The organism is Rhizobium leucaenae USDA 9039, assembly GCF_000426285.1.
In the GTDB taxonomy this organism is placed as follows: domain Bacteria; phylum Pseudomonadota; class Alphaproteobacteria; order Rhizobiales; family Rhizobiaceae; genus Rhizobium; species Rhizobium leucaenae.
The window spans coordinates 183495-207279 of sequence record NZ_AUFB01000007.1; the positions used below are offsets into that span (position 1 = coordinate 183495).

A 23785-nucleotide genomic window follows, 5' to 3' on the forward strand; every position below is an offset into this window, starting at 1 on the left:
TTATTGAGCGAAAAAGCCACTCCTGCCTGTATAGATATCGACCATGCGCCGACCCCATTCTGCTTTGCTGGGTGCAATCCGCTGGCCAAGCGCTAGCGCGCCTTCGCATAATTTCTGCATCAGTCTGTCGTCGTCGGTGCTCGCCAGGCGTTCCGCCAGCGAGCCGGCATCGCCGCTTTTAAAGACCAGCCCCGCGCCGTTCCGCTCTACTTCGGCGGCAATCAGCGCATTGCTGCTGACGATGACGGGAATGCCGGACATCAGCGCCTCGGCGGCCACAAGGCCGTAGGGTTCGGGCATGCGGGAGGGCATAATGAAGACGCGCGCCTCCCCCGCCAGCGCCGTTACCTCTTCATCGGCTAGCCAGCCTGGCACCCAGCAATGCGGCAAGGCTCGTTGCATCTCGTTGAGCAGCGGTCCGCGGCCGATCAATGTTGCCGTGCGCCCGGTCTTATTCAACGCGTCGGCGAGCGTGCGGACGCCCTTTTCCCAGCACATGCGTCCCAAGAAGACGGTGCGGTGATTGCGCCAGGCCTCGACAGGCGCGGGCGTCAACGGCTCGGTCGGTGTGCGCAAGGTCACAAAATGTTGCAGCGGACCCGAGTGTAGATAGGTCTCCATGCTCTCATGCGCCAGCACGATGCCGACGCGGCTCCAGAACTCTTCACCGACGCCTCGTTGGGTCATAGTGCGGCGAAAGCGCCAGAGTTTGTGGAGATAGTTTCGCTTGTCGCAATTGGTCGTCAGACATGTTGCCGATAGCGGGCGGACATCGCAGACCGTCCCGCTTTGGAAATTGATCAACCCTCCGTTCGGACAACTGAGGAAAAAATCGTGCGCCGTGACGATCACCTTGGCCTTATGTTTGGCAAGTGCGTAAAAGATCGACGGCGAGAGAATCTGTGACCAGCCGTGCACATGCACCACGGTCTCTTCGTCCGTTTCTTTCAACAATCCGTCCAGCGCGTCGTAGGCTCGCTTGTTATAATTTTTCTCGAAGACGTCGGTGAAGGTAGGACCATCGCGAAGGGGACGTTCGCCAAGCGCCACCGTTCGGACGCCCGCAAAGCGAGGCTTCAGTCCTTCGCCGTCATCACCAACCAGAATGGCGCAATTCAATCCCGCCTGCCTGCTCGCATCGATGCATTGCAATGCCACCTTTGTCGCACCGCCGCGAATGATCGAGACATCGTTGACAAGTATTAGACGCATGAAACCTCGACACTCACCAACCTTATTTTATGCAGGGCCGGAGAAAAGGGATTCGCCTTTTACATCATGCCACTGTGCGGTATTCAGCGGCCTGTTCCGATGAGAATACAATTCATCCTTTGGTATTAAGGCGAGCGGTCGCACGGCATGCGCGAGTAGGCTTGTACTCCGATTGCTCCCGTTGGGAGAGTTGACTTCTGTAAAAAAATTCTGAAAGCTCCGCGAATGATCGCAAACCGCACCATCGTGATGCATATTCTCACGACCTCACCCCTAGCAGGGCGAGTGGGAGCGGCATTGCTTTGAGCTGACTGCGATCCCCTTCACCCTGCCGAGGCGAGCAGGGTTTGAAGGCTCTGCTCTCCTCGTGAACCTCAAGGAGAGCAACATGACCCCCGAATCACCAGCTTCAGACGAGCGACGATCGCGAAAACAAGGCGGGGTGGAAATCCGCGTCGCGCGACTGTCGGACGCCGAAGCGATAACCCTTAATGCAAATCTGCCCGGCTATCGCGCCGGCACGCTGCGGCTACCCTTTCAAAGCGTCGAAGAAACCCAGCAGTGGATGGAGAAGCCTGCACCCGGCTCGATCAACCTCGTCGCCGTGCTCGACGGGCAAGTCGTCGGCAATGCCGGAATGCGGCGCCATGCCGGCCGGCAGATTCACACCGGCCACCTCGGCATGGGCGTTCATGACGATTTTACCGGCCGCGGCATCGGCTCGGCGTTGCTCGCCGCCTTGGTCGACACCGCCGACAATTGGCTGGCGATCAAGCGCCTGGAACTGACCGTCTATGTCGACAACGGACCGGCGATCCGGCTTTACGAGAAATTCGGTTTTGAGACCGAGGGGCGGCTCAGAGCCTTTGCATTTCGCAACGGCGAATATGTGGATGCATTCGCGATGGCGCGCGTGAGGATGTAAATCGCGACGGCGGCGGTCCTTCGGTCCGCCGCCGTCGATCACCCCCCAATCAACGCCAGCCACTCATCCTCGGTCATGACCTGCACATCGAATTCCCGCGCCTTGTCCAGCTTCGAGCCCGCACCGGGTCCCGCGACGACAATGTCGGTTTTTTTCGAAACCGAGCCGGAAACCTTCGCGCCGAGGCTTTCTGCTTTGGCCTTGGCTTCGTCGCGGGTGAACTTCTCGAGAGAACCGGTGAAAACCACCGTCTTGCCGACGACCGGACTGCCTGATGTGGCCGGCCGTTCTGCCTCCTGTGGCCGCAGCTCTTCGAGCAGCTTCGAGATTACCGCGATGTTGCGCGGCTCCTTGTAAAACTCGACGATGGCGCGCGCTACGACCTCGCCGATGCCCTCGATATCGTTGAGATCGTTCCATGCGTCTCCCGCAAGCGCCGCCGCCTCCTTCATCGCCACCTCGAAGGCTTCATAGGTGCCATAGGAGCGCGCCAGGAGCTTTGCTGTCGTCTCGCCGACATGACGGATGCCGAGCGCGAAGATGAAGCGGTGCAGGGCGATATCGCGCCGCTCGTTGATTGCCGCATAAAGCTTGGAAACGCTGACCTTACCGAAGCCTTCGATATTCTCCAGCTTGGCGAGCGAAGACTGCTGGCGCTTTTCCAACGTGAAGATATCGGGCGCGGTGCGCACCTGCAGCGCCGGATCGTCGTTCTCGAAGAAGAAATCGATCTGCTTCGAGCCCAGACCCTCGATGTCGAAGGCATTGCGCGACACGAAATGCTTCAAATGCTCCGTGGCCTGAGCCCGGCAGATAAAGCCGCCGGTGCACCGCGTTACTGCGTCGACCTTGCCGGTCTTCTCGTTGATGTCGCGCACCGCATGGCTGCCGCAGACCGGGCACACCTTGGGAAATTCGTAAGGAACGCTTGATGCGTCCCGCTTCTCCATCACGACGTCGACGATCTGCGGGATGACATCGCCCGCGCGCTGCACGATCACCATGTCGCCGACGCGGATGTCTCGGCCCTCGCGGATCGGCTCGCCCTTATTGCCTATGCCCTTGATGTAATCGGCATTGTGCAGCGTCGCATTCGTCACCACCACGCCGCCGACCGTGATCGGCTCCAGTCGCGCAACCGGCGTCAGGGCGCCCGTACGGCCGACCTGTATGTCGATGCCTATCAGGCGGGTGAAGGCCTGCTCTGCCGGGAATTTATGCGCTGTCGCCCAGCGCGGTGAGCGCGACCGGAAACCGAGGCGAGCCTGCAGTTCCAGGCTGTCGACCTTATAGACGACGCCGTCGATATCATAGTCGAGGTCCGGACGCTGGAGGCCGATCTCATCATAATGCGCGAGGATGTCGGCGACCGAATTCAGCCGCTTCATGAGCGGATTGACCGGGAAACCCCATTTCCCGAATGTCTGCACCATGCCGAACTGCGTGTCGGCCGACATGTCTGACATCTCTCCCCAGGCATAGGCGAAGAATTTCAGCTTGCGGCTGGCCGTCACCTTCGCATCGAGTTGGCGCAGCGAGCCGGCGGCGGTATTGCGCGGGTTGACGTAGGTCTGCTTCCCCTCCGCTTCCATCTGTGCATTCAGCGCCAGGAAATCGCTCTTGGCCATATAGACCTCGCCGCGCACTTCGACGACCGCAGGCGCGCCGGCAGGCAAGGTTTGCGGGATTTCCTTGATGGTGCGGATATTGGCGGTAACATTTTCGCCGGTCGTGCCGTCGCCGCGGGTGGCCGCGTTCACCATCCGGCCGTTCTCATAGCGGATCGACATGGAAAGCCCGTCGATCTTCGGCTCTGCGGTAAAGGCGATCGACTGATCGGGCAGCCGGCCGAGGAAGCGGTAGACGCCGGCGACGAAATCCTGCACGTCTTCTTGAGAGAAGGTATTGTCGAGCGAGAGCATCGGCCTTGCATGCACGACAGGCGCAAAGGTTTCCGATGGCGCAGCGCCTACCCGCCGCGATGGGCTGTCGGCGCGAACCAACGCTGGGAAGCGTGCCTCGATGGCATCGTTGCGCCGCTTCAGCGCGTCATATTCCGCATCCGAAATCTCCGGAGCGTCCTGGCCGTGGTAGAGCGCGTCATTACGCGCAACCTCGGCGGCCAAGTAGGCAAGCGCCGCGGCCGCCTCTTCTTCGGTCAAATCTTCGACAGGCTTCTGCTCGCTGCTCATGGATTCGCACTCCCGGATTTCCGAGATGTTTTAGAGAAAAATTGGGGAATGGGAAGAGCGTTGCACCTTCGCCCCAGCGGGGAGAAGGTCGCGCGTAGCGCGGGTTGAGGGGGCGCTATAGGGCATTGCAATAGTCTGAACCGCAAAAGAATTATGGCGTGGGAACCGCTTGTAAGGCCCCTCATCCGCCCCTTTGGGGGCCCTTTTCCCCGACGGGGAGAAGGGAAATATCAGCCGTTGCCCGCCAACAGCCGCTTAGCTGCCGCCCTCGCCTCTTCCGTGACCGAAGCGCCGGCGAGCATGCGGGCGATTTCCTCGGTGCGGTCCTTGTGGGCCATGGTGGCGACGCGGGTGGAGATCTTCTCGGAACCGTCAGAAACCGGGCCCTTGGAGATCAGCAGATGTGTTGCGGCGCGCGCCGCGACCTGCGGTGCATGGGTGACGGAGAGCACCTGCACGCGTTCGGAGAGGCGCTTCAGCCGCTGACCGATGGCGTCGGCCACCGCGCCGCCGACACCGGTATCGATTTCATCGAACACCAAGGTCGGAGCCGAACCGCGATCGGCAAGCGCCACCTTGAGCGCCAGCAGAAAACGCGAAAGCTCGCCGCCGGAGGCCACTTTCATGATCGGTCCCGGCCGCGTCCCCGGATTGGTCTGCACATGGAATTCGATGATATCGATACCTTCGGCCGTAGCCTCATCGGCATTGGTGGTGATCTCCACCATGAAGCGCGCCCGCTCCAGCTTGAGTGCCGGCAGCTCGGCCATGACGGCGGCGGCAAGCGCCTCGCCGGCGTGATGGCGCTTGCCGGAAAGGCTGCGCGCCGCAGCATCATAGTCCGCCTTGGCAACCGCGAGCTCGCCATCCAGCCGCGCCAGTCTCTCTTCCCCGGCATCAAGATCGGCGAGCTCGGCGACCATCTTCTCCGCCAGCGCCGGCAGACCGGTTACCGGCACCGAATATTTGCGTGAGGCGGCGCGCAGCGCAAACAGCCGCTCCTCGACGCGCTCCAGCTCCCTCGGATCATACTCGGTCTTGCGGAGTGCTGTCTCCACTTCCATCTGCGCATTGGAAAGCTGATCCAGCGCCGCGTCGAGCAGCGCTACGGTGTCTTCCAGCAAGCCGGGGGCCTCATGGCTCTTGCGCTCCAACCGCCGCACCAGTGAGGCGATGTGCGGCACAGGCGAGGCATTGCCGTTCAGGAACTCCGAGGCTTCGGAAATGTCGCCGGCAATGCGCTCCGCCTTCATCATCCGCGAGCGACGGTCAGCCAGCTCGTCCTCTTCTCCATCCTGTGGCGACAGCTTTTCCAGCTCCTCGACAGAAGCCCGCAGATAATCGGCTTCGCGCGCAGCATTTTCCACCTGCTCTCGCTGCTTCTTCAGCGTTCGCTCGGTGTCACGCCAAATCTTATAAAGCCGCCCGACCGCCTGGGTTTCCTCGGCGATACCCGCGAAGGCATCAAGAAGCATGCGGTGCGCATCGGTATCGACCAAGGCGCGGTCGTCATGCTGTCCATGGATTTCGACGAGAAGCTGCCCCGCCTGGCGCATCAACTGGACGCTGAGCGGTTGGTCGTTGACAAAAGCTTTGGTGCGGCCGTCCGCGGACTGAATGCGGCGGAAAATCAGGTCGCCGTCATCGTCGATGCCATTTTCGCGTAAGAGCTTGCGGGCGGCGTGCTGCATACCGACGTCGAAGACCGCCGTCACCTGGCCGCGATCTTCGCCGTGACGCACGAGATCGCCATCGCCGCGCCCGCCGAGGGCCAGCGAAAGGCTGTCAAGCAGAATGGATTTGCCCGCGCCCGTCTCGCCGGTTAGCACCGAAAGGCCGGTCTCGAAGGCAAGATCCAGCCGCTCGATCAGAACGATATCGCGGATCGAAAGCTGGACCAGCATGTGCGCTCAATCTCACGTCCCAAGAAGAAGTTTCTTGCCCGCTCTCGAAATCCAGGAGCCTTCGCTTTCACGTGGCTCGACACCACTGGTCTTCAGAAGCTTGTAGGAATCTGCATACCAGCGGCTGTCAGGATAGTTGTGGCCGAGAACGGCGGCTGCCGTCTGCGCCTCCGGAACGATGCCCATGGCGTAGTAGGCTTCGACCAAGCGTGCCAGCGCCTCCTCGATCTGATTCGTCGTCGGATATTGCTCGACGACAATGCGGAAGCGGGCGATGGCTGCAAGGTAATCCTTGCGCTCAAGATAATAGCGGCCGACCTGCATTTCCTTGCCGGCGAGCTGATCGCGGGCAAAGCGGATCTTGGCCTGCGCGTCGCTGACATATTGCGAATTCGGATAGGTGCTGACGAGCTTGGACATCGCCTCGATCGTCTGCTGTGCGGCGCGCTGATCCTGCGTCACGTCGACGATCTGCTTGGCGTAGGACGAACCGACGAGATACTGAACGTAATCGGCATCTTCCGAGCCAGGATACTGCTTGAGGTAGCTATTGCCCGACTGGACGGCATCATCATATCGGCCGGTGCGATATTTGACGAAGGTGCTCATTACCAGCGCCTTGCGCGCCCATTCGGAAAAGGGCTGCTGCTGGTTGATGGCATCGAACTTCTTGCCGGCTTCCGTCATATTGCCGGCCTTGATGTTGGCCAAGCCCTGATTGTAGAGGGTTTCCGGCGGATCGGTCTCGACACCAAGCTTGGTGATGTCGATATCCTTGTCCGTATTACAACCCGTTACCACCGCACCGGTACCGGCCAGGAGAAGCGATACGAGCAAAGCCCGTGCTGTAATCTTCATGCTTTCAGACCCTGCAAAACCCATCGGATGACTTGTCCCACTAGCCGTTATTGCGGAAACGGCGTTCTCTCGCTGGCGTTTCTAGCCGCAAAAGCACCATCAGGGCAACGCAATGATGATGCATTAACGCATTTTTGTGGCAAAGACTGCACGATGACAGGCTTTAACCGCTGTATTGACAAGAGATTTCCTTTCCGGTCCGCTCGAACGCGACGCTCCGACCGGCTTTGAAACCATCACCGACGAATCTCCGTCAAAAAAAGAGCCGCCCCCTTTCGGGAGCGGCGACTTGGCCACCTGGGTTTCTGGAGGTCATGCAGACCAGGGGGCGAATTCGGGAGCATTGACGGCGACGAATTCGCGGCTATGCGCGCGCTGACGCGGTGCGGAAGTCTCGACGACATCGTAAGCCGAGGGATCGCTCAGCAATGCCTTCAGCGCATTCGCATTCATGCGGTGACCGCCGCGATACGAGCGGTAGCAGCCGATGAACTGCGCGCCGGCCAGCGCCAGATCGCCAACTGCATCCAAAGTCTTGTGACGGACGAATTCGTCCTTGGCATAGCGCAGGCCTTCGACATTGATCACCGTGTTGTCGTCCGAGATGACAACGGAATTTTCGAGAGAGGAGCCGAGCGCATGGCCCGAGGCCCACAGACGCTCGACATCGCGCATGAAGCCGAAGGTGCGCGCGCGCGACAGCTCGGACTTGAAGGTCTTGGCGGTCAGATCGCCTTCCCACTTCTGCCGGCCGATCAGCGGGCATTCAAAGTCGATCTCGACTTCGAAACGCGTGCCATCATAGGGCCGGAACTCGCACCAGGAACCGCCGGCTTCGATTCGCACCGGCTTGGTCACACGAATATAGCGGCGCTTGACGCCGAGGGAGACGGTACCGACCTGCTCGATCGCTTCGATAAAGGGATACGCGCTGCCGTCCATGATCGGCATTTCCGCACCGGAGACTTCCACAATGACGTTGTCCAGGCCGATCGCATAGATCGCCGCCATGACATGCTCGACCGTCGCGACGGAACGCGCCGGCGAGAAGCCGAGAACTGTGCAAAGATCGGTGTTGCCGACCTGCGAAGAAACGGCGCGCAGCTCCGTCACATCGCCATTGTCATGCATGCGCTGGAAGACGACACCCGTGTCGGCTTCGGCTGGATAGAGCGTAATGGACACATTGGCGCCGGAATGAACGCCGATACCCGAAAGTGTCACAGGGCTTGCAATGGTGGTCTGAAAACCCAGCAATCCGATTGCCATATAAATTCTGCCTTCGTCTATCTGTCCCAGACCGGGCGGTCATCTTTGGATCCTGCCCTCATTGCTGGTTCAGTCTGTTACCCACGCCGCGAAATCCACATGCAAGGATTGCCGAATGCGATTCCGCTGGCTCGCTTGCTACCTAAATACGCGCGAGGGCACCGCATTCCAAATCACTGTTTCTTTCGCTTTGTTACGAAACCAGATCATTGAATTTATTGGGTAATCTTTGAATTAAAGAAAGCTCGAAAATAAGGAAATCCGGGACCGCTAAGTCCCGGATTCGATAAACATGGTTAGTATCCTATTAAAAGGATGCTTTATACCGGATCAGTTCGATTGTCGGCGCAGGAAGGCGGGGATTTCGAGCTGGTCGTCTTCCTGGCTTGCCATGCGCGCCTGCGGAACCTGACGGCCCTGATCATCGAGCTGGCCACGACGCGGTGCGTAGAGGCTTGCTTCCGGCGACAGCGGACGGCGCTGCTGCGAAGCGGCACTCGGAGCGGAAGCCGTCATGTCGTTGAAAGCCGGGTCCTCGTCGCGGCGGCCGAGCGAATTGGTGATTCGCTTCAGCAAGCCCATCGGACCACGCTCTTCAGTCGCCTGAGTAGCGACCGGCTGGGCGCGATGTTCCATCTCGGCCTTCACGACCGGAGGGAAATCCTCGACTTTCGGCATACGGACCTGCTCCGGAGCCTGCCGGATGATCGGCTCCTGGCGCACAGGCTGCTGCATCTGCATGGGCGCCGGCTGATGCTGCATCGCAGGCTGCTGATGCATGACCGGGGCTGGCTGCGGCTGAAGCGGAGCCTGACGCACAGGCTGTGCCTCGGGTGCTGCGAAGATGCGGCTCTGCGGACGGAAGCTCTCCTCCTGGGCGACCGGCTGCTGCTGCATGACCGGCTGCTGTTGGCGGGTCATCTGGATTTCCAGTTCACGCTCCATTTCGGCTTCCGCCATGCGAATGGTCTGCGCGACAGGATCGACGGCCGCCTTCGGTGCCTGCGCGACATGGGCAGGCTGAGCTGCGGCCGCTGCCGGAGCAACGGCCGCGGAGGGACGGACAGCCGGCTTTGCGACCGGACGGAATTCCATGGCCTTGTCGGCCGCTTCGTTCATTGCGCGATCGATGCCGGTTGCGACGACGGAGACGCGGATGATGCCTTCCAGCGATTCGTCGAACGTGGCGCCGAGGATGATATTGGCGTCCGGATCGACTTCTTCGCGGATGCGGGTCGCGGCTTCGTCGACTTCGAACAGGGTGAGGTCACGGCCGCCGGTGATCGAGATCAGCAGGCCCTGGGCACCCTTCATCGAGGTTTCGTCGAGCAGCGGGTTGGCAATGGCGGCCTCGGCAGCCTGCATCGCGCGGCCCTGACCGGAAGCCTCGCCGGTACCCATCATGGCGCGGCCCATTTCGCGCATGACCGAACGGACGTCGGCGAAGTCGAGGTTGATGAGACCTTCCTTCACCATCAGGTCGGTGATGCAGGCAACGCCCGAATAGAGAACCTGGTCGGCCATCGAGAAGGCGTCCGCGAAGGTCGTCTTGTCGTTGGCGATACGGAACAGGTTCTGGTTCGGAATGACGATCAGCGTGTCAACCGACTTCTGCAGTTCCTGGATGCCCATTTCGGCAAGCCGCATGCGGCGGCCGCCTTCGAAGTGGAACGGCTTAGTGACGACGCCGACGGTCAGGATACCCTTGTTGCGGGCGGCCTGCGCGACGACCGGCGCAGCACCCGTGCCCGTGCCGCCGCCCATGCCGGCGGTGACGAAGCACATATGGGTACCGTTCAGGTGATCGATGATTTCGTCGATGCACTCTTCAGCAGCCGCGCGGCCGACTTCCGGCTGCGAACCGGCGCCGAGGCCTTCGGTGACATTGACGCCGAGCTGGATGATCCGCTCCGCCTTCGTCATCGTCAAAGCCTGTGCGTCCGTATTGGCGACGACGAAATCGACGCCCTGCAAGCCTGCCGTGATCATGTTGTTGACGGCATTGCCGCCGCCACCACCGACACCGAACACGGTGATCCGCGGCTTCAGCTCGGTGATATCTGGCTTATGCAGCTTGATAGTCATGGTACCCGTTCCTTCTCTTTATGGCCGCATCGCCACGCCGGCCAATTCACTATATTTCACTTGCCTGACCCCTGCCCGGAAAGCGCTTGCCGCGATCCGGGATCAGGCACTCAAAAACTCTCCTTCAGCCATTGGCCGACGCGGCCGATACGGCTGTTGTTACCCCCAAGCGACGAGAGCAGCCCGCTGCCCGCCGCATGTGTCTCCATGTCCGCGACCTGCGGGTAGATCATCAGTCCCACTGCCGTCGAAAAGGCGGGCCCCTTGGCCGCAGTCGGCAGACCAGATACGCCCATCGGGCGGCCGATGCGGACGTTGCGGGCAAGAATACGCCGCGCCACCTCCGGCAGACCGGTCAACTGACTGGCTCCGCCCGTGAGCACGACACGCTTGCCGACGATCGGGCTGAAACCGGAACGCTGAATGCGATCCCTGATCAATTCCAGCGTCTCCTCGATGCGTGCCTTGACGATGCGCGACACCAGCGCCTTCGGCACCTGTGTCGGCTGGTCGCGTTCATCCTCGCCGATCGGCGGGATGGAAATCAGCTCGCGCTCTTCCGAAGAATTCGCGAGCGCCGAGGCGTGGACCACCTTCAGCCGCTCGGCATCCTCGATGCGGGTCGAAAGACCGCGCGCAAGGTCTGTGGTGACATGATGGCCGCCGAGGCTGACGGCGTCCGTGTGCACCAGCTTGCCTTCGGCAAAGACCGAGATCGTCGTCGTGCCGCCGCCCATGTCGATTGCGGCGCAACCGAGCTCGACCTCATCATCGACGAGAGCGGCGAGACCGCTGGCATAAGGTGTTGCCACCATGCCCTCGACCGAAAGATGCGCCCGGTTGATGCAGAGCTCGAGATTGCGAAGGGCCGCACGCTCCGCGGTGACCACATGCATGTCGACGCCCAGCGCATCGCCGAACATCGCCAGGGGATCGCGGATGCCACGTTCTCCATCGAGCGAATAACCGGTTGCCAGCGAGTGCAGCACGGCGCGCTCCTGACGGAGCGACTGCTGGCAGGCGGCAGCAAGCACCTTCTTCAGATCGTTTGCTTCGACTTCCTGGCCGCCCAGATCGATGGTGGCGGTATAGATGTCGCTGCCGAGACGACCAGCCGAAACATTGACGATCAGGCTGTCGACAGTAAGCCCTGCCATGCGCTCGGCGGCATCGACCGAGAGACGGACGACGTTTTCCAGCGCATCGAGATCGGCAATGACACCGGTCTTGATACCGCGCGAACGCTGATGGCCGATGCCGATGATCTCGATATTATGCGTCCGGTTCGGCAGAACCTGGCTTTCCTCGCGCGGCGTCAGCCGGCCGATCATGCAGACGACCTTGGTCGAGCCGATATCGAGGACGGATACGATGTGCGACCGCTTGGAGGACAGCGGCTTCAGGCGCGGCAGACCGAAATGGGACGAACTGAATAAGCTCATGTATCCTGCCCTGCTTTCTTCAAAGCCTTGGTTCTGGCATCCAACGCCGCCTGGCGGCGAAGCGCTGCGTCCGGGGTCAATTCTATGGCGGTGCGGTCGTCAAGACGAAGGTCGACGGCTGCAATATCGCGCTGCAGAAGGCTCTCGTCTTTATCGAGCTTGGTGAGCCGAGCGAGCGCACCGTCGATATTGTCTTCCGGCAATTTGATGATCACGCCATTATCGAGATAGAGATCCCAACGGCGGCCGGCGACGCGCACGAATGCCTTCACATGCCCGCGAACATCCGGCCAGTTGGCAAACTCGTCATCGATGGACGCCGCAGCCGTTTCGGCATCGCGGCCGACGAAAAGCGGCAGCTTGGCGAATTTGTTGTCGCGCAGCGGCGCAATCACGCTGCCGTCTTTCTGGATCAGCGAGAGTTCAGAGCCATGCTGCCAGATGGCATAAGCCTTGCGCTCCGTGAGCTTCACTTCGACCGTCTTCGGATAAACCTTGCGGACTTCGACGCCCTGCACCCAAGGCAGGCTTGCGATCTTCTGACGAGCCGCATCAACATTGAGCGCCACCAGCGAGGTCGTGCCGTCGAGACCGAGAAGCTGCAGGATTTCGATTTCCGAAGTCTGATCGTTGCCGGAAACCTTCACGTCTTCGATGGCAAAGCCCGCAGCCGACGTCGTCGCCTGGGCGACATCCTGCGTATGGCCGCCGATCGACATGCCGTAAAGGCCCGTCGCAGCAAAAAGAGCGAGAGCCGAAACCGTACCCGTATGGGCCGGAATATTGACGCGTCCGGAGCCGAGGCTCACGAGGAAACGCACGGCACGGCGCAGCGGCCGCGGCAATACGAACGCATCCTCGACATCGTCGATCGCGAGCGGGACGCGGTGGCGGGACCGCCTCATATTTTTGACCGTCAGCGCAAACAAGACGCGTCCTCCACCATCCACCGGAGAAATTCGCCAAAAGAGTAGCCGGCGTGAGCGGCCATTTCGGGCACCAGCGAGGTAGGCGTCATGCCTGGTTGGGTATTGATTTCCAACCAGATAAGCTCGCCCTCTTCGGAAAAGCGATCGTCATAACGGAAGTCAGATCGACTGACGCCACGGCAGCCGATAGCTTGATGCGCCCTTAGCGCCAATGTTTGTATCTTTTGGTAAAGATTCGGTGAAATTCTAGCAGGGATGACGTGTTTTGATCCACCTTCCGCGTATTTGGAATCATAGTCATAGAAGCTATGCCCCTGCGGCACGATCTCGGTTACACCCAGAGCCGTATCGCCCATGACGCCACAGGTCAGTTCCCGACCGTAGATGTAACGCTCGACCATCACTTCGTCGCCGTACCGCCATTCGGAAGAGGTAATGATCTGCGGCGGATGCGTTTGATCTTCCTTGACGATCACGACACCAAAGCTCGAACCCTCACGCACCGGCTTCACGACATAAGGCGGCCGCATCGGATGTTCGCCGGTAATGGCGAAGCGGTTCATCACGCGCGAATCGGCCACAGGAATGCCGGCGCCGTCAGCCACCCTCTTGGCACGAGCCTTGTCCATGGCGAGTGCCGAGGCGAGCACGCCGGAATGGGTGTAAGGGACCTGCAGATATTCAAGGATGCCCTGGATGGTGCCGTCTTCGCCGAACGGACCATGCAGAGCATTGAAAACGACATCAGGCTTTAGATCGGCAAGGCGCGCAGAGACATCGCGCTCCACATCGACGCGGGTGACTTGAAAGCCTTCGGCTTCGAGGGCATCAGCGCATGCTTTTCCCGAAGACAGGCTAACCGGCCTCTCCGAGGAAAATCCGCCCAAAAGGACAGCCACATGCTTGCCACCCATCAATACCCCCAATTCACCATCTGCAATCGACATTTGCTCGATACGCTGAGCAGCGATTCTCGCCACATCTTGTAGGCTCCATTAGAACAACATTAAGGTTAATGAAGCGTTTACTTTCGTTAACTTTCGACAGCTCTCATGGCGGCCAATTTTCACGAATCAAATCGACTTAACGAATTCTGCCATTAGAATCATGGAGTTGCTATGTTTGAATATCGACTTTTAGAAATTTTTAAACAAATAGGCCCACGGCGGGGTCTCCGGCGCGGGCCTTCCTTAGGCTTATTGGCTCGCTGAATCAGTCGCGATCGCCGAGCAGTTTCCAGATGATACCGCCGAGCGCGCCACCGACGATCGGGGCCACCCAGAACAGCCAAAGCTGCTGCAGCGCCCATCCGCCGACAAACAAGGCCTGGCCGGTGGAACGGGCCGGATTGACCGAAGTATTGGTGATCGGAATCGAGATCAGGTGAATCAGCGTCAGCGCAAGGCCAATGGCGATCGGCGCGAATCCGGGCGGCACCTTGCCGCTAGTCGAGCCGAGTATCACGATCAGAAAGAATAGCGTCAGCACCATTTCGGCAACCAACGCGGATGTCAGCGAATAGCCGCCCGGAGAATGCTCGCCATAACCATTAGCCGCAAAGCCGCCAAGCTGGAAATCAGCCTTGCCGCTGGCAATAAGGTAAAGAACAACCGCAGCGACGATCGCGCCGATGACCTGAGCGATGATGTAAGGAATGAGATGCGAGCCGGGGAAGCGGCCGGCAACCGCAAGTCCCACTGAAACCGCTGGATTGAAATGGCCGCCCGACACACCGCCAACTGCAAAGGCCATGGTGAGCACCGTCAACCCGAACGCGAAGGCAACACCCAGAAAACCGATACCGAGGCTCGGAAAAGCCGCCGCAAAAATTGCACTTCCGCAGCCGCCAAATACCAGCCAAAACGTTCCAAAAAATTCCGCAATCAATTTTTTCTGCATAAAACTATCTCCTCCGCTCTCAACCAGAGCGAAAGTCAGCCATCTACGAGAAAAAGATTCCGGTCAAGACTTTGCGGGACAAACGCCCGCCAGGACGGCAGACGCACGATCTCTCGCTTTCAAACCAATGATTGCTACGAAGATCAGTAGGCTCGTCGATTTCTTGCTTCTTAGACGTTTGCGCCGAACAAAAATTGCGCTAAGGACACCCCTTGCCGCTAAGGCAACCTTAGCATTATCTAAATTGGTGGGACCATGACTGACGCGATATCTCCTTTATCGCCGACACCCTCGTCTTCGAACAGCGTTGTTGCGAATTCCCCGGCACGCGTTCTGATCGCGAGCCTTATCGGTACGACAATCGAATTTTTCGACTTCTACGTTTACGCAACGGCGGCTGTTATCGTCTTCCCGAAGCTGTTTTTTCCTGCCAGCGATCCGACCTCAGCGACGCTGCAGTCCTTTGCAACGTTCTCGATCGCGTTCTTCGCGCGGCCGATCGGCGCGATGATCTTCGGTCACTTCGGAGACCGAATCGGCCGCAAGGCGACGCTTGTCGCGGCTCTGATGACCATGGGTCTTTCGACGGTCGTAATCGGCATGTTGCCAACCTATGAGTCGATCGGCGTTCTCGCACCGATACTGCTGGCGCTTTGCCGCCTCGGTCAGGGTCTGGGTCTCGGCGGCGAATGGGGCGGCGCAGTATTGCTTGCGACGGAAAACGCTCCAGAAGGCAAGCGAAGCTGGTACGCGATGTTCCCGCAGCTCGGCGCCCCCATCGGCTTCATCCTGTCGGCCGGCCTCTTCCTGATTCTGCGCGAAAGCATGGCTGATGCGGACTTCCTCAACTATGGTTGGCGCGTTCCCTTCCTGATCAGCGTCGTGCTTGTTGCCGTCGGTCTCTATGTTCGTCTGAAGATCACGGAAACTCCGGAATTCCAGCGCGCAATCGAGAAGGAAGAACGCGTCTCGGTTCCGATCGCGGTCATCTTCCGTTCGCACCTCCGCAGTCTGATTCTCGGCACCATCATCGCTGTTGCGACTTTCGTGCTGTTCTATCTGATGACCGCCTTCACCCTGAGCTGGGGCACCAGGCCTCCGGGCTCCGGGCCACTGCCGGCAGGTCTTGGCTACTCGCAAGGTCAGTTCCTCGTCGTCCAGCTCGTCGGAGTCGTGTTCTTCGGCCTGATGATTCCGGTCTCCGGCCTGCTATCGGATCGTTATTCGCGCAAGCTGGTTCTGATCCTGACGACGATCGGCATTTTCATCTTCGGCCTGTTCTATGCGTCGCTGCTGATGGCCGGCCTTGCCGGTGCCTTCGCCTGCTCGATCATTGGTCTCGCTCTGATGGGCTTCACTTATGGCCCTATCGGCGCCGCGCTGGCCGCGCCCTTCCCGACCACCGTGCGCTACACCGGCGCGTCGATGACCTTCAATCTTGCCGGCATTGTCGGTGCGTCCCTGGCTCCCTACATCGCCACATCGCTCGCGACGACCTACGGCCTCGTTTATGTCGGCTACTATCTGGCGGGCGCAGCACTGCTCTCGTTGATCGGTATCCTGCTTTCAGGCAATGACGAAGTCTGAAGACTTCACGATAATCAATTGAAAAGGCCGGATGAAAACCCGGCCTTTTTGTTGAATCATTTTATGAAGTTTGAGCCAATTGCAGAGCAAACCTACTCCGTGGTCACACCCTGGAAGGGGCGCACTTCCCGGCCGGGCATGAAGCAACCGAGGCGCTTGATTTCCCATTCCAGCTTGATGCCGGACTTCTCGAAAACCTCGCGGCGCACCTGCTCGCCGAGATATTCGAGATCGTAGCCGGTCGCCTGCCCCATATTGATCATGAAATTGCAATGCAGCGACGACATCTGGGCGCCGCCGATCACGAGGCCGCGGCAGCCGGCTTCATCGATCAGCTTCCAGGCGGAATGCCCTTCGGGGTTCTTGAATGTCGAACCGCCGGTCTTTTCGCGAATCGGCTGCACAGTCTCGCGATGCGCCCGCACGGCGTCCATCTCGGCCCGAATCTTGGCACGGTCCTCGGCATACCCCTCGAAAAGAACATGGGTAAAGATCAGATCGTCCGATGCGGTCGAATGACGATAGGTGTAGCCCATCTCGGCATTGGTCAGCACATGCTTCTTGCCCTTGCGGTCGACGGCATGCACCTCGACGACGCGATCACGGGTCTCGGAGCCGTTGGCGCCGGCATTCATGCGCGCCGCGCCACCGATGCCGCCCGGGATGCCGTAGTAGAAATGAAAGCCGCCGATACCGTTATCCATGGCCATGGCGGCAACATGCTTATCCGGGCAAATAGCGCCGGCCATGATGCGGTTCTCGCCGGCGAGCTCGACCGAGCCGAAGCCCTTGGCCGAAAGACGCAGGACAACGCCAGGAATGCCGCCATCGCGCACCAGGATGTTCGAACCGACACCCACCACCGTCAACGGCACTTCGGCCGGCAGGACCTTCAGGAAAGCAATCAGATCGTCGGTGTCATGGGGCTGGAACATCAGCTCCGCCAGCCCGCCGGCGCGAAACCATGTGACGCGATCCATCGGCGCGTCCGGCGTCAACCGGCCGCGAATATCCTTTACGCTGTCGCCGAGCGACGCCAGAAGTTTTTCCCCATTCACCTGTTTCATGCGGACTTACCCGAGAGGCCTTCCAATTCCTTTGGCAATGAAGCTGCCCAATACGTGATGCTCCCAGCCCCCAAGAGAACCACAAAATCACCCGGTCGTGCAATCTCCGCGACCATGCGGGCAAGATCCTCCTGCGACTGCAGATAGCGCGCGTCGCGATGGCCACCTGCCTTGATGCGCGATACCAGAGCCTGCGAATCCGCGCCTTCGATCGGGTCCTCGCCGGCTGCATAGACCGGCGCCAGGAAAATGCTGTCGGCATCGTTGAAGCAGGCAGCGAACTCCTCGAACAGGCTCGACAGGCGCGTGTAGCGGTGCGGCTGGTGAACGGCGATGATGCGGCCTTGGCAGCCCTCGCGCGCCGCCCTAAGCACGGCCTTGATCTCCACCGGATGGTGGCCGTAATCGTCGAAGACCTTCACGCCGTTCCATTCGCCCGTGAGCGTGAAACGACGCTTAACGCCGCCGAAGGAGGCGAGCCCCCTGGCGATCGCCTCATTGGAGATGCCGAGCCGGTTGGCAACGGCGATCGCCGCAGTCGCGTTGGAAATATTGTGCCGGCCGGGCATCGGCATGACGAGATCCTTGATCTCGAAGACCTTCCCCGTTCGGCGCCTGCGAATTTGGATATCGAACAGCGAGCGCGTTCCGTCGATGCGCACATTCATGAAGCGCACATCCGCCTGTGGATTTTCGCCGTAAGTGATGACCTTGCGGTCTTCGATGCGGCCGACCAGCGACTGCACTTCCGGATGGTCGAGGCACATGACGCCGAAGCCGTAGAACGGCACATTCTCGACGAACTGCCGAAAGGCGGCACGCACGGCGTCGAAATTGCCGTAGTGATCCAGATGCTCCGGATCGATATTGGTGACGACGGCGACATCGGCGGGCAGCTTCAGGAACGTGCCGTCCGATTCATCGGCCTCCACCACCATCCACTCGCCCTCGCCCATGCGGGCATTCGTACCGTAGGCGTTGATGATGCCGCCGTTGATAACGGTCGGGTCAAGTCCGCCGGCTTCGAGCAGGGTCGCGACCAGCGAGGTGGTCGTCGTCTTGCCATGCGTACCGCCGATGGCGATGGCGTTGCGGAAGCGCATCAGCTCGGCCAGCATCTCGGCGCGACGCACCACCGGCAGCAGCTTTTCGCGGGCGGCGGCAAGTTCCGGATTGCTCTTCTTGATGGCGGTGGAGACCACCACGACTTCGGCGTCGCCGAGATTCTCCGCCTTGTGACCGATATGGACCGCGATGCCCTTATCGCGCAGCCGCTGCACGTTGGCGCTCTCCGATTGGTCCGACCCCTGCACGCGATGGCCGAGATTATGCAGCACTTCGGCAATGCCGCTCATCCCGATACCGCCGATACCGATAAAATGTACGAGGCCGATAGCCTTCGGCAGCTTCATACGCCCGCCCCCTTGAATTCCTGAATTGAACGTTTTGCGGCAATAGCCTCAACCATATCGGCGAGCAAGCTCGCCGCATCCGGTTTGCCGGCCTGTTTGGCCGCAGCCGCCATCTTCGCCAGTTTCTCCGGCATCGTCATCGCGCCGCGCAGGATCGTCGAGAGCTTCTCCGGTGTCAGTTCTGCTTGCGCTATGACCTTGACGCCGCCCGTTGCCGCTAGGGCGGCCGCATTGGCCGCTTGGTCGTGATCGAGCGCGTATGGATAAGGCACGAGGATCGCCGGACGGCCGATGACGGCGAGTTCCGATACGGTCGACGCACCGGAGCGGCAGAGGACGAGATGGGCAGCACCGATGCGCTCTGCCATGTCGGTGAAGAACGGCGCCACATCGGCGCCCATCTCCAGCCTCCTGGCACAGCTATTGACCGTCTCCATATCCTCGGGGCGCACCTGCTGCGTGATCCGCAGGCGCTTGCGCAGCGGCTCTTCCAACAGGCTGATCGCTGTCGGGACCGCCTTGGAGAAATATTGAGCACCCTGGCTGCCGCCGAAGACGACCAGATTAAAAGGATCATCCGGGCCAGACGGCACATAGGGCCGCTTGGCCGCTTCGATTACGGCTGGTCGCACCGGGTTACCGGTAGTTACCGTCTTCTCCGGAAACGCGCCGCCCTTCTCCAGAAAGCCCCCGGCGATCGCCTGAACGCGGGCAGCAAGTGCCTTGTTCGCGCGTCCCATCACGGCGTTCTGCTCATGGAGCATCGCAGGCACGCCCATGCGGGTGGCGGCAAGCAGCGGCGGCACGGTCGGATAACCACCGAAACCGACGACGCAGAGCGGCTTGATATTGCGGATCAGCTTGCGGGCGGCGCGCATGCCCGTCCACAGCGTCCAAAGCGACTTTGCGACCTTGATTGGGTTCTTGGAACCGATCGTTGCCGACGGCACCACATGAATCTCATCCGCCGGAAACTTGCCGGCATAGCGTTCAGCGCGGCTGTCGGTGACGAGGTGCACGTAATAACCGCGCTCCTTCAGCTTGTAGGCCAGCGCTTCGGCCGGAAAAACGTGGCCGCCGGTTCCGCCGGCGGCAAGCAGGATAATACCTTTACTCATGATCTTCGCTCCCGCGAATAGCCCCTGCATGGGGCATCTCCCTAATATAGGAAGCCGCCTCTTCCGCGTCACCGGAGCGCGTCAAGCTTCCTTCATAGATCCCCGTCTTTACGAAAGCGAACGAAGAATGAGCGTAATCCGGGAGATAGGGACGAAGCGCAGATAGGTCCAACTCGATCACTCCGCCGGCAATCCATGCGTCACGCGAAAGAGGCTGCGGTCCTGCGCTCTCTTTTCCGGCCGATGACGCGTCAGGGCCAGGATGAAGCCCGCCGTCACGCAGATCGCGGTCATCGACGACCCGCCATAAGAGATCAGCGGCAGGGTCATGCCCTTGGCCGGCAGCAACTGCAGGTTCACGCCGACATTGATGATCGACTGAATACCGATCTGCAGCACCAGCCCTGCGACGGCAAAGCGGTTGAAATCGTTCTTTTCCTTATAGGCATGCGACAGGCCACGCAGAACCAAGAAGGCGAAGATGCAGACGAGCACCATGCAGAAGACGACACCGAATTCCTCGGCAGCCACCGAGAAGATGAAGTCGGTATGGGCATCCGGAATGATGCGCTTGACGATGCCTTCACCCGGACCAACGCCGAACCAGTTGCCGTGGATGATCGCCTCCTTGGCCGTATCGACCTGGAACGTATCGCCTTCGCCGGTCATGAACTTGTCGACGCGAAGCGCCACGTGGGGAAAGACGTAATAGGCCGCCACGAAGCCGCCGGCACCGAGGCCGCCAAGCACTCCGATCCACAGCCACGGCATGCCGGCCATGAAGAACATGCCGCCCCAGACAGCGGTGGTAAGGATCGTTTGCCCGAGGTCGGGCTGCGCAACGAGGAGCGCCGCAACAATGCCGAAGAGGATGATGGCGAAGAGATTGCCCGGAATTTCCGGCTGGCGCGCATGCTCGGCAAACAGCCAGGCGCAGACGACGACGAAGGCCGGTTTCATGAATTCGGAGGGCTGGATGGAAAGCGCCGCGATATTCACCCAGCGCCGCGATCCCTTGACCTCGACACCGAAGAACAACGCGAAAAGCATCATCGCCAGCGAGACGATCAGCAGGATCACAGCCGTGCGCCGCACCTGCCGCGGTGTCATGAAGGAAATGCCGATCATCGCCGCGATCGCCGGAACAAGGAAAAGGGCGTGGCGCTTGACGAAGTGGAAAGGCTCGAGCCCGATGCGTTCCGCCACTGCCGGCGAAGCCGCAAAGGAAAGCATGAAGCCAATGCCGATCAATAGGATGAAAAGAGAGAGGAATACACGGTCGATGGTCCAGAACCATTCGGCCAAGGCCCCACGCTCGACGCGGCTTACCATATCAATCGCCTCCTGTTGCTGAACCGACCAGCATGGTGACACCTTCGATCGCAGCCACGTGGCTGACGAAGGCATCACCCCTGACCTCGAAATTCTTGTACTGATCGAAGCTTGCGCAAGCCGGTGACAACATCACCGCCGCCGTCTCATGTTCGTCTTTGTCGGCATCGGCTGCAGCATGCGCGACCGCGCGCTCCAAAGTGCCCGATATCTCGTAAGGAACCTGCTCGCCGAGGGTCGCTGCGAAGGCTGGTGCCGCTTCGCCGATCAGATAGGCCTTGGCGATGCGCGGGAAGAGCGGCGCCAGCGTGGTGATGCCGCCCTCTTTCGGCAAGCCGCCGGCGATCCAGTAGATGTGGTCGTAGCTCGAAAGCGCCGGTGCGGCGGCATCCGCATTGGTCGCCTTGGAATCGTTGACGAAGACGACGCGGCGGCGGCGGCCGACCGGCTGCATGCGGTGCTTGAGACCGGGAAAGGATTTGAGCCCGGCACGGATATCGTCAGCGGAAACGCCGACGGCCAGACATGCGGCAATCGCTGCCGCGGCGTTTTGCGCGTTATGGCCGCCGCGCAGCGTCTGGATGCCGTCGAGATCGGCAATCTCCGCCGTCGCGCCGGTTGACGCCTGGACGATGCGGCTACCCTCGGCATAGAGCCCATCGGCCAGCGCATGCCGGCGCGAGATGCGGCTCACCTTGCCGCCCGCCCGCTCAACGCGGTCAGCGATCAGCGAGGAATAGCTGTCGTCAACGCCGATGACGGCAACGCCGCTGCCGGCCACCAGCCGTTCCTTGATATCGGCATAATGCTGCATCGTCCCGTGGCGATCGAGATGATCGGGCGTCAGATTGAGCAGAATGCCGGCGGAAGGATTGAGCGTCGGGGCGAGATCGATCTGATAGGAAGAGCATTCGACGACGTAGTAGCGCTCGGCCTTCGGCGGCTCCAGCGTCAGGATGGCCGTTCCGATATTGCCGCCCAGCTGCGTATCCCTGCCGCTCGATTGCAGGATATGGGCGATCAATGCCGTCGTGGTCGATTTGCCATTGGTGCCGGTGATGGCAATGAAAGGGCAATCCGGCGCATGTGCCCGCCGCTCGCGAACGAAGAGCTCGACGTCGCCGATGACTTCGACGCCGGCTGCGTGAGCGAGATCGACGGTCCAGTGCGGCCTCGGATGCGTCAGCGGCACGCCAGGCGACAGCACGAAGGCCGAAAGCCTATTCCAGTCGATCGTTCTGAGATCGGCGGCCGGAATACCTTCGGCTGCAGCCTTCGCCACGCTGTCGGGATTATCGTCCCAGGCGGTCACCTCTGCGCCACCGGCGACAAGCGCCCGCGCGGTGGCAAAACCTGAGCCGCCGAGGCCGAACAGTGCGACCTTTTTCCCCTTGAGCGTGGTGACAGGGATCATCGCCGCCTCACCGCAGCTTCAGGGTCGAGAGGCCGACCATCGCCAGGATGACCGCAACGATCCAGAAACGAACCACCACTTGGCTCTCCGTCCAGCCCTTTTTTTCGAAGTGATGGTGGATCGGCGCCATCAGGAAGACGCGGCGGCCGGTCATTTTGAAAAAGCCGACCTGGATGATCACCGAAAGCGCCTCCAGCACGAACAGGCCGCCGATGATCGCCATGACGATCTCATGTTTGGTGGCGACGGCTACCGAACCGATCATGCCGCCGAGCGCGAGAGAACCGGTGTCGCCCATGAAAATGGCCGCCGGCGGCGCGTTGAACCAAAGGAAGCCGAGACCTGCGCCGATGACAGCGCCGAGCACTACGGCCAATTCACCGGTGCCGGGCACGAAATTGATCGCAAGGTAATCCGCAAAGACGAAGTTGCCCGCGAGATAGGCAATGACACCGAAGGAGGCGGCCGCAATCATGACCGGCACGATGGCAAGCCCGTCAAGGCCGTCGGTCAGGTTCACGGCATTACCCGCGGAAACAATGACGAACGCACCGAACAGCACGAAAAACATGCCGAGATTAAGCATGAAATTCTTGAAGAACGGGAACGCGATCGACGAACCGAAGGTCGAACCGGCAGTGCCCGAGGATAGCGCCGTGCTCATCATGAAATAGACGGCGATGGCGGCGATGACGAATTCAATGCCAAGACGGGCGCGACCGGAAAAGCCTTTGTCACTCTGCTTCGTGACCTTCAGATAATCGTCATAGAAACCGATGGCACCGAAGCCCAATGTCACCAGCAGCGTTGCGACCACATAGACGTTGGCAAGATCAGCCCACAGCATTGACGACACGACAATGCCGGCCAAAATCATCAGCCCGCCCATCGTCGGCGTACCGGCCTTCTTGAAATGAGTCTGCGGACCGTCGGCGCGAATCGGCTGGCCCTTGCCCTGGCGTACACGCAGGGAAGAGATGATTCGCGGCCCGAAGAGGAAGACGATCAATGCCGAAGTGAACAGAGCGCCGCCGGTACGGAACGTGATGTATCTGAACAGATTGAGAAATCTGAAATGAGTATTGAAAAAATGAACATGGTCCGACAGTTCGGCAAGCCAGATCAGCATAAGAGCCCTTT

18 protein-coding genes are annotated in these 23785 nt (G+C 60.4%); 2 read left to right on the top strand and 16 right to left on the bottom strand.

Going from position 1 to position 23785, the window contains the following annotated elements; genetic code table 11:
- Positions 1 to 1212 (bottom strand): glycosyltransferase family 4 protein, encoded by a 1212-nt coding sequence (locus tag K290_RS0113265; protein ID WP_028752380.1) that lies wholly within the window; start codon positions 1210 to 1212, stop codon positions 1 to 3.
- Between the two features lie 388 nt (positions 1213 to 1600).
- Here K290_RS0113265 and K290_RS0113270 point away from each other — a divergent pair, with 388 nt between their 5' ends.
- The gene (locus K290_RS0113270) at positions 1601 to 2137 is read left to right on the top strand and encodes a GNAT family N-acetyltransferase (RefSeq protein WP_028752381.1); all 537 of its coding nucleotides are present in this window, start codon (positions 1601 to 1603) and stop codon (positions 2135 to 2137) included.
- Between the two features lie 38 nt (positions 2138 to 2175).
- On the opposite strand, the gene ligA is transcribed toward K290_RS0113270, so the two are convergent.
- The 9 genes from ligA to aqpZ all read right to left on the bottom strand — a co-directional run bounded on the left by ligA (position 2176) and on the right by aqpZ (position 14715).
- Positions 2176 to 4329 (bottom strand): NAD-dependent DNA ligase LigA, encoded by a 2154-nt coding sequence (ligA, locus tag K290_RS0113275; protein ID WP_028752382.1) that lies wholly within the window; start codon positions 4327 to 4329, stop codon positions 2176 to 2178.
- A gap of 230 nt (positions 4330 to 4559) precedes the next feature.
- Positions 4560 to 6233 carry a DNA repair protein RecN gene (gene recN / locus K290_RS0113280; protein WP_028752383.1) on the bottom strand — a complete coding sequence of 558 codons (1674 nt, stop codon included), beginning with the start codon at positions 6231 to 6233 and terminating at the stop codon, positions 4560 to 4562.
- Positions 6234 to 6245: 12 nt separating this feature from the next.
- A complete protein-coding gene (locus K290_RS0113285) occupies positions 6246 to 7115 on the bottom strand; it encodes an outer membrane protein assembly factor BamD (RefSeq protein ID WP_028752384.1) in 870 nt (289 codons plus the stop codon).
- Between the two features lie 288 nt (positions 7116 to 7403).
- A complete protein-coding gene (gene lpxC, locus K290_RS0113290) occupies positions 7404 to 8360 on the bottom strand; it encodes a UDP-3-O-acyl-N-acetylglucosamine deacetylase (RefSeq protein ID WP_028752385.1) in 957 nt (318 codons plus the stop codon).
- Positions 8361 to 8690: 330 nt separating this feature from the next.
- Entirely contained in the window at positions 8691 to 10445 is a 1755-nt protein-coding gene (gene ftsZ, locus K290_RS0113295; RefSeq protein ID WP_028752386.1) for a cell division protein FtsZ, read from the bottom strand.
- A gap of 110 nt (positions 10446 to 10555) precedes the next feature.
- On the bottom strand, positions 10556 to 11887 hold the full coding sequence (gene ftsA, locus K290_RS0113300; RefSeq protein ID WP_028752387.1) for a cell division protein FtsA: 1332 nt from the start codon (positions 11885 to 11887) through the stop codon (positions 10556 to 10558).
- Entirely contained in the window at positions 11884 to 12816 is a 933-nt protein-coding gene (locus K290_RS0113305) for a cell division protein FtsQ/DivIB (RefSeq protein WP_028752388.1), read from the bottom strand. Before K290_RS0113305 ends, ftsA begins: the two co-directional genes overlap by 4 nt.
- Positions 12804 to 13730 (bottom strand): D-alanine--D-alanine ligase, encoded by a 927-nt coding sequence (locus K290_RS0113310; RefSeq protein ID WP_028752389.1) that lies wholly within the window; start codon positions 13728 to 13730, stop codon positions 12804 to 12806. Before K290_RS0113310 ends, K290_RS0113305 begins: the two co-directional genes overlap by 13 nt.
- A gap of 298 nt (positions 13731 to 14028) precedes the next feature.
- Positions 14029 to 14715, bottom strand: a complete 687-nt coding sequence (gene aqpZ / locus K290_RS0113315) for an aquaporin Z (protein WP_028752390.1) — start codon at positions 14713 to 14715, stop codon at positions 14029 to 14031.
- Between the two features lie 255 nt (positions 14716 to 14970).
- On the opposite strand from aqpZ, the gene K290_RS0113320 reads away from it, so the two are divergent.
- Entirely contained in the window at positions 14971 to 16302 is a 1332-nt protein-coding gene (locus tag K290_RS0113320; protein WP_028752391.1) for an MFS transporter, read from the top strand.
- A 92-nt stretch (positions 16303 to 16394) separates the two neighbouring features.
- Here the strand turns inward: K290_RS0113320 and murB are convergent, their stop codons facing one another.
- The 6 genes from murB to mraY form a co-directional block, all read right to left on the bottom strand.
- Positions 16395 to 17369 carry a UDP-N-acetylmuramate dehydrogenase gene (gene murB, locus K290_RS0113325; protein ID WP_028752392.1) on the bottom strand — a complete coding sequence of 325 codons (975 nt, stop codon included), beginning with the start codon at positions 17367 to 17369 and terminating at the stop codon, positions 16395 to 16397.
- Complete coding sequence (gene murC, locus K290_RS0113330) at positions 17366 to 18781, bottom strand: UDP-N-acetylmuramate--L-alanine ligase (RefSeq protein WP_028752393.1); 1416 nt, start codon at positions 18779 to 18781, stop codon at positions 17366 to 17368. Before murC ends, murB begins: the two co-directional genes overlap by 4 nt.
- Complete coding sequence (gene murG, locus K290_RS0113335; protein ID WP_028752394.1) at positions 18778 to 19899, bottom strand: undecaprenyldiphospho-muramoylpentapeptide beta-N-acetylglucosaminyltransferase; 1122 nt, start codon at positions 19897 to 19899, stop codon at positions 18778 to 18780. Before murG ends, murC begins: the two co-directional genes overlap by 4 nt.
- 177 nt (positions 19900 to 20076) lie before the next feature.
- Entirely contained in the window at positions 20077 to 21231 is a 1155-nt protein-coding gene (ftsW, locus tag K290_RS0113340) for a putative lipid II flippase FtsW (protein WP_028752395.1), read from the bottom strand.
- Between the two features lies 1 nt (position 21232).
- On the bottom strand, positions 21233 to 22645 hold the full coding sequence (gene murD, locus K290_RS0113345) for a UDP-N-acetylmuramoyl-L-alanine--D-glutamate ligase (RefSeq protein WP_028752396.1): 1413 nt from the start codon (positions 22643 to 22645) through the stop codon (positions 21233 to 21235).
- Positions 22646 to 22652: 7 nt separating this feature from the next.
- Entirely contained in the window at positions 22653 to 23774 is a 1122-nt protein-coding gene (mraY, locus tag K290_RS0113350) for a phospho-N-acetylmuramoyl-pentapeptide-transferase (RefSeq protein WP_028752397.1), read from the bottom strand.
- Positions 23775 to 23785 lie beyond the last annotated feature (11 nt).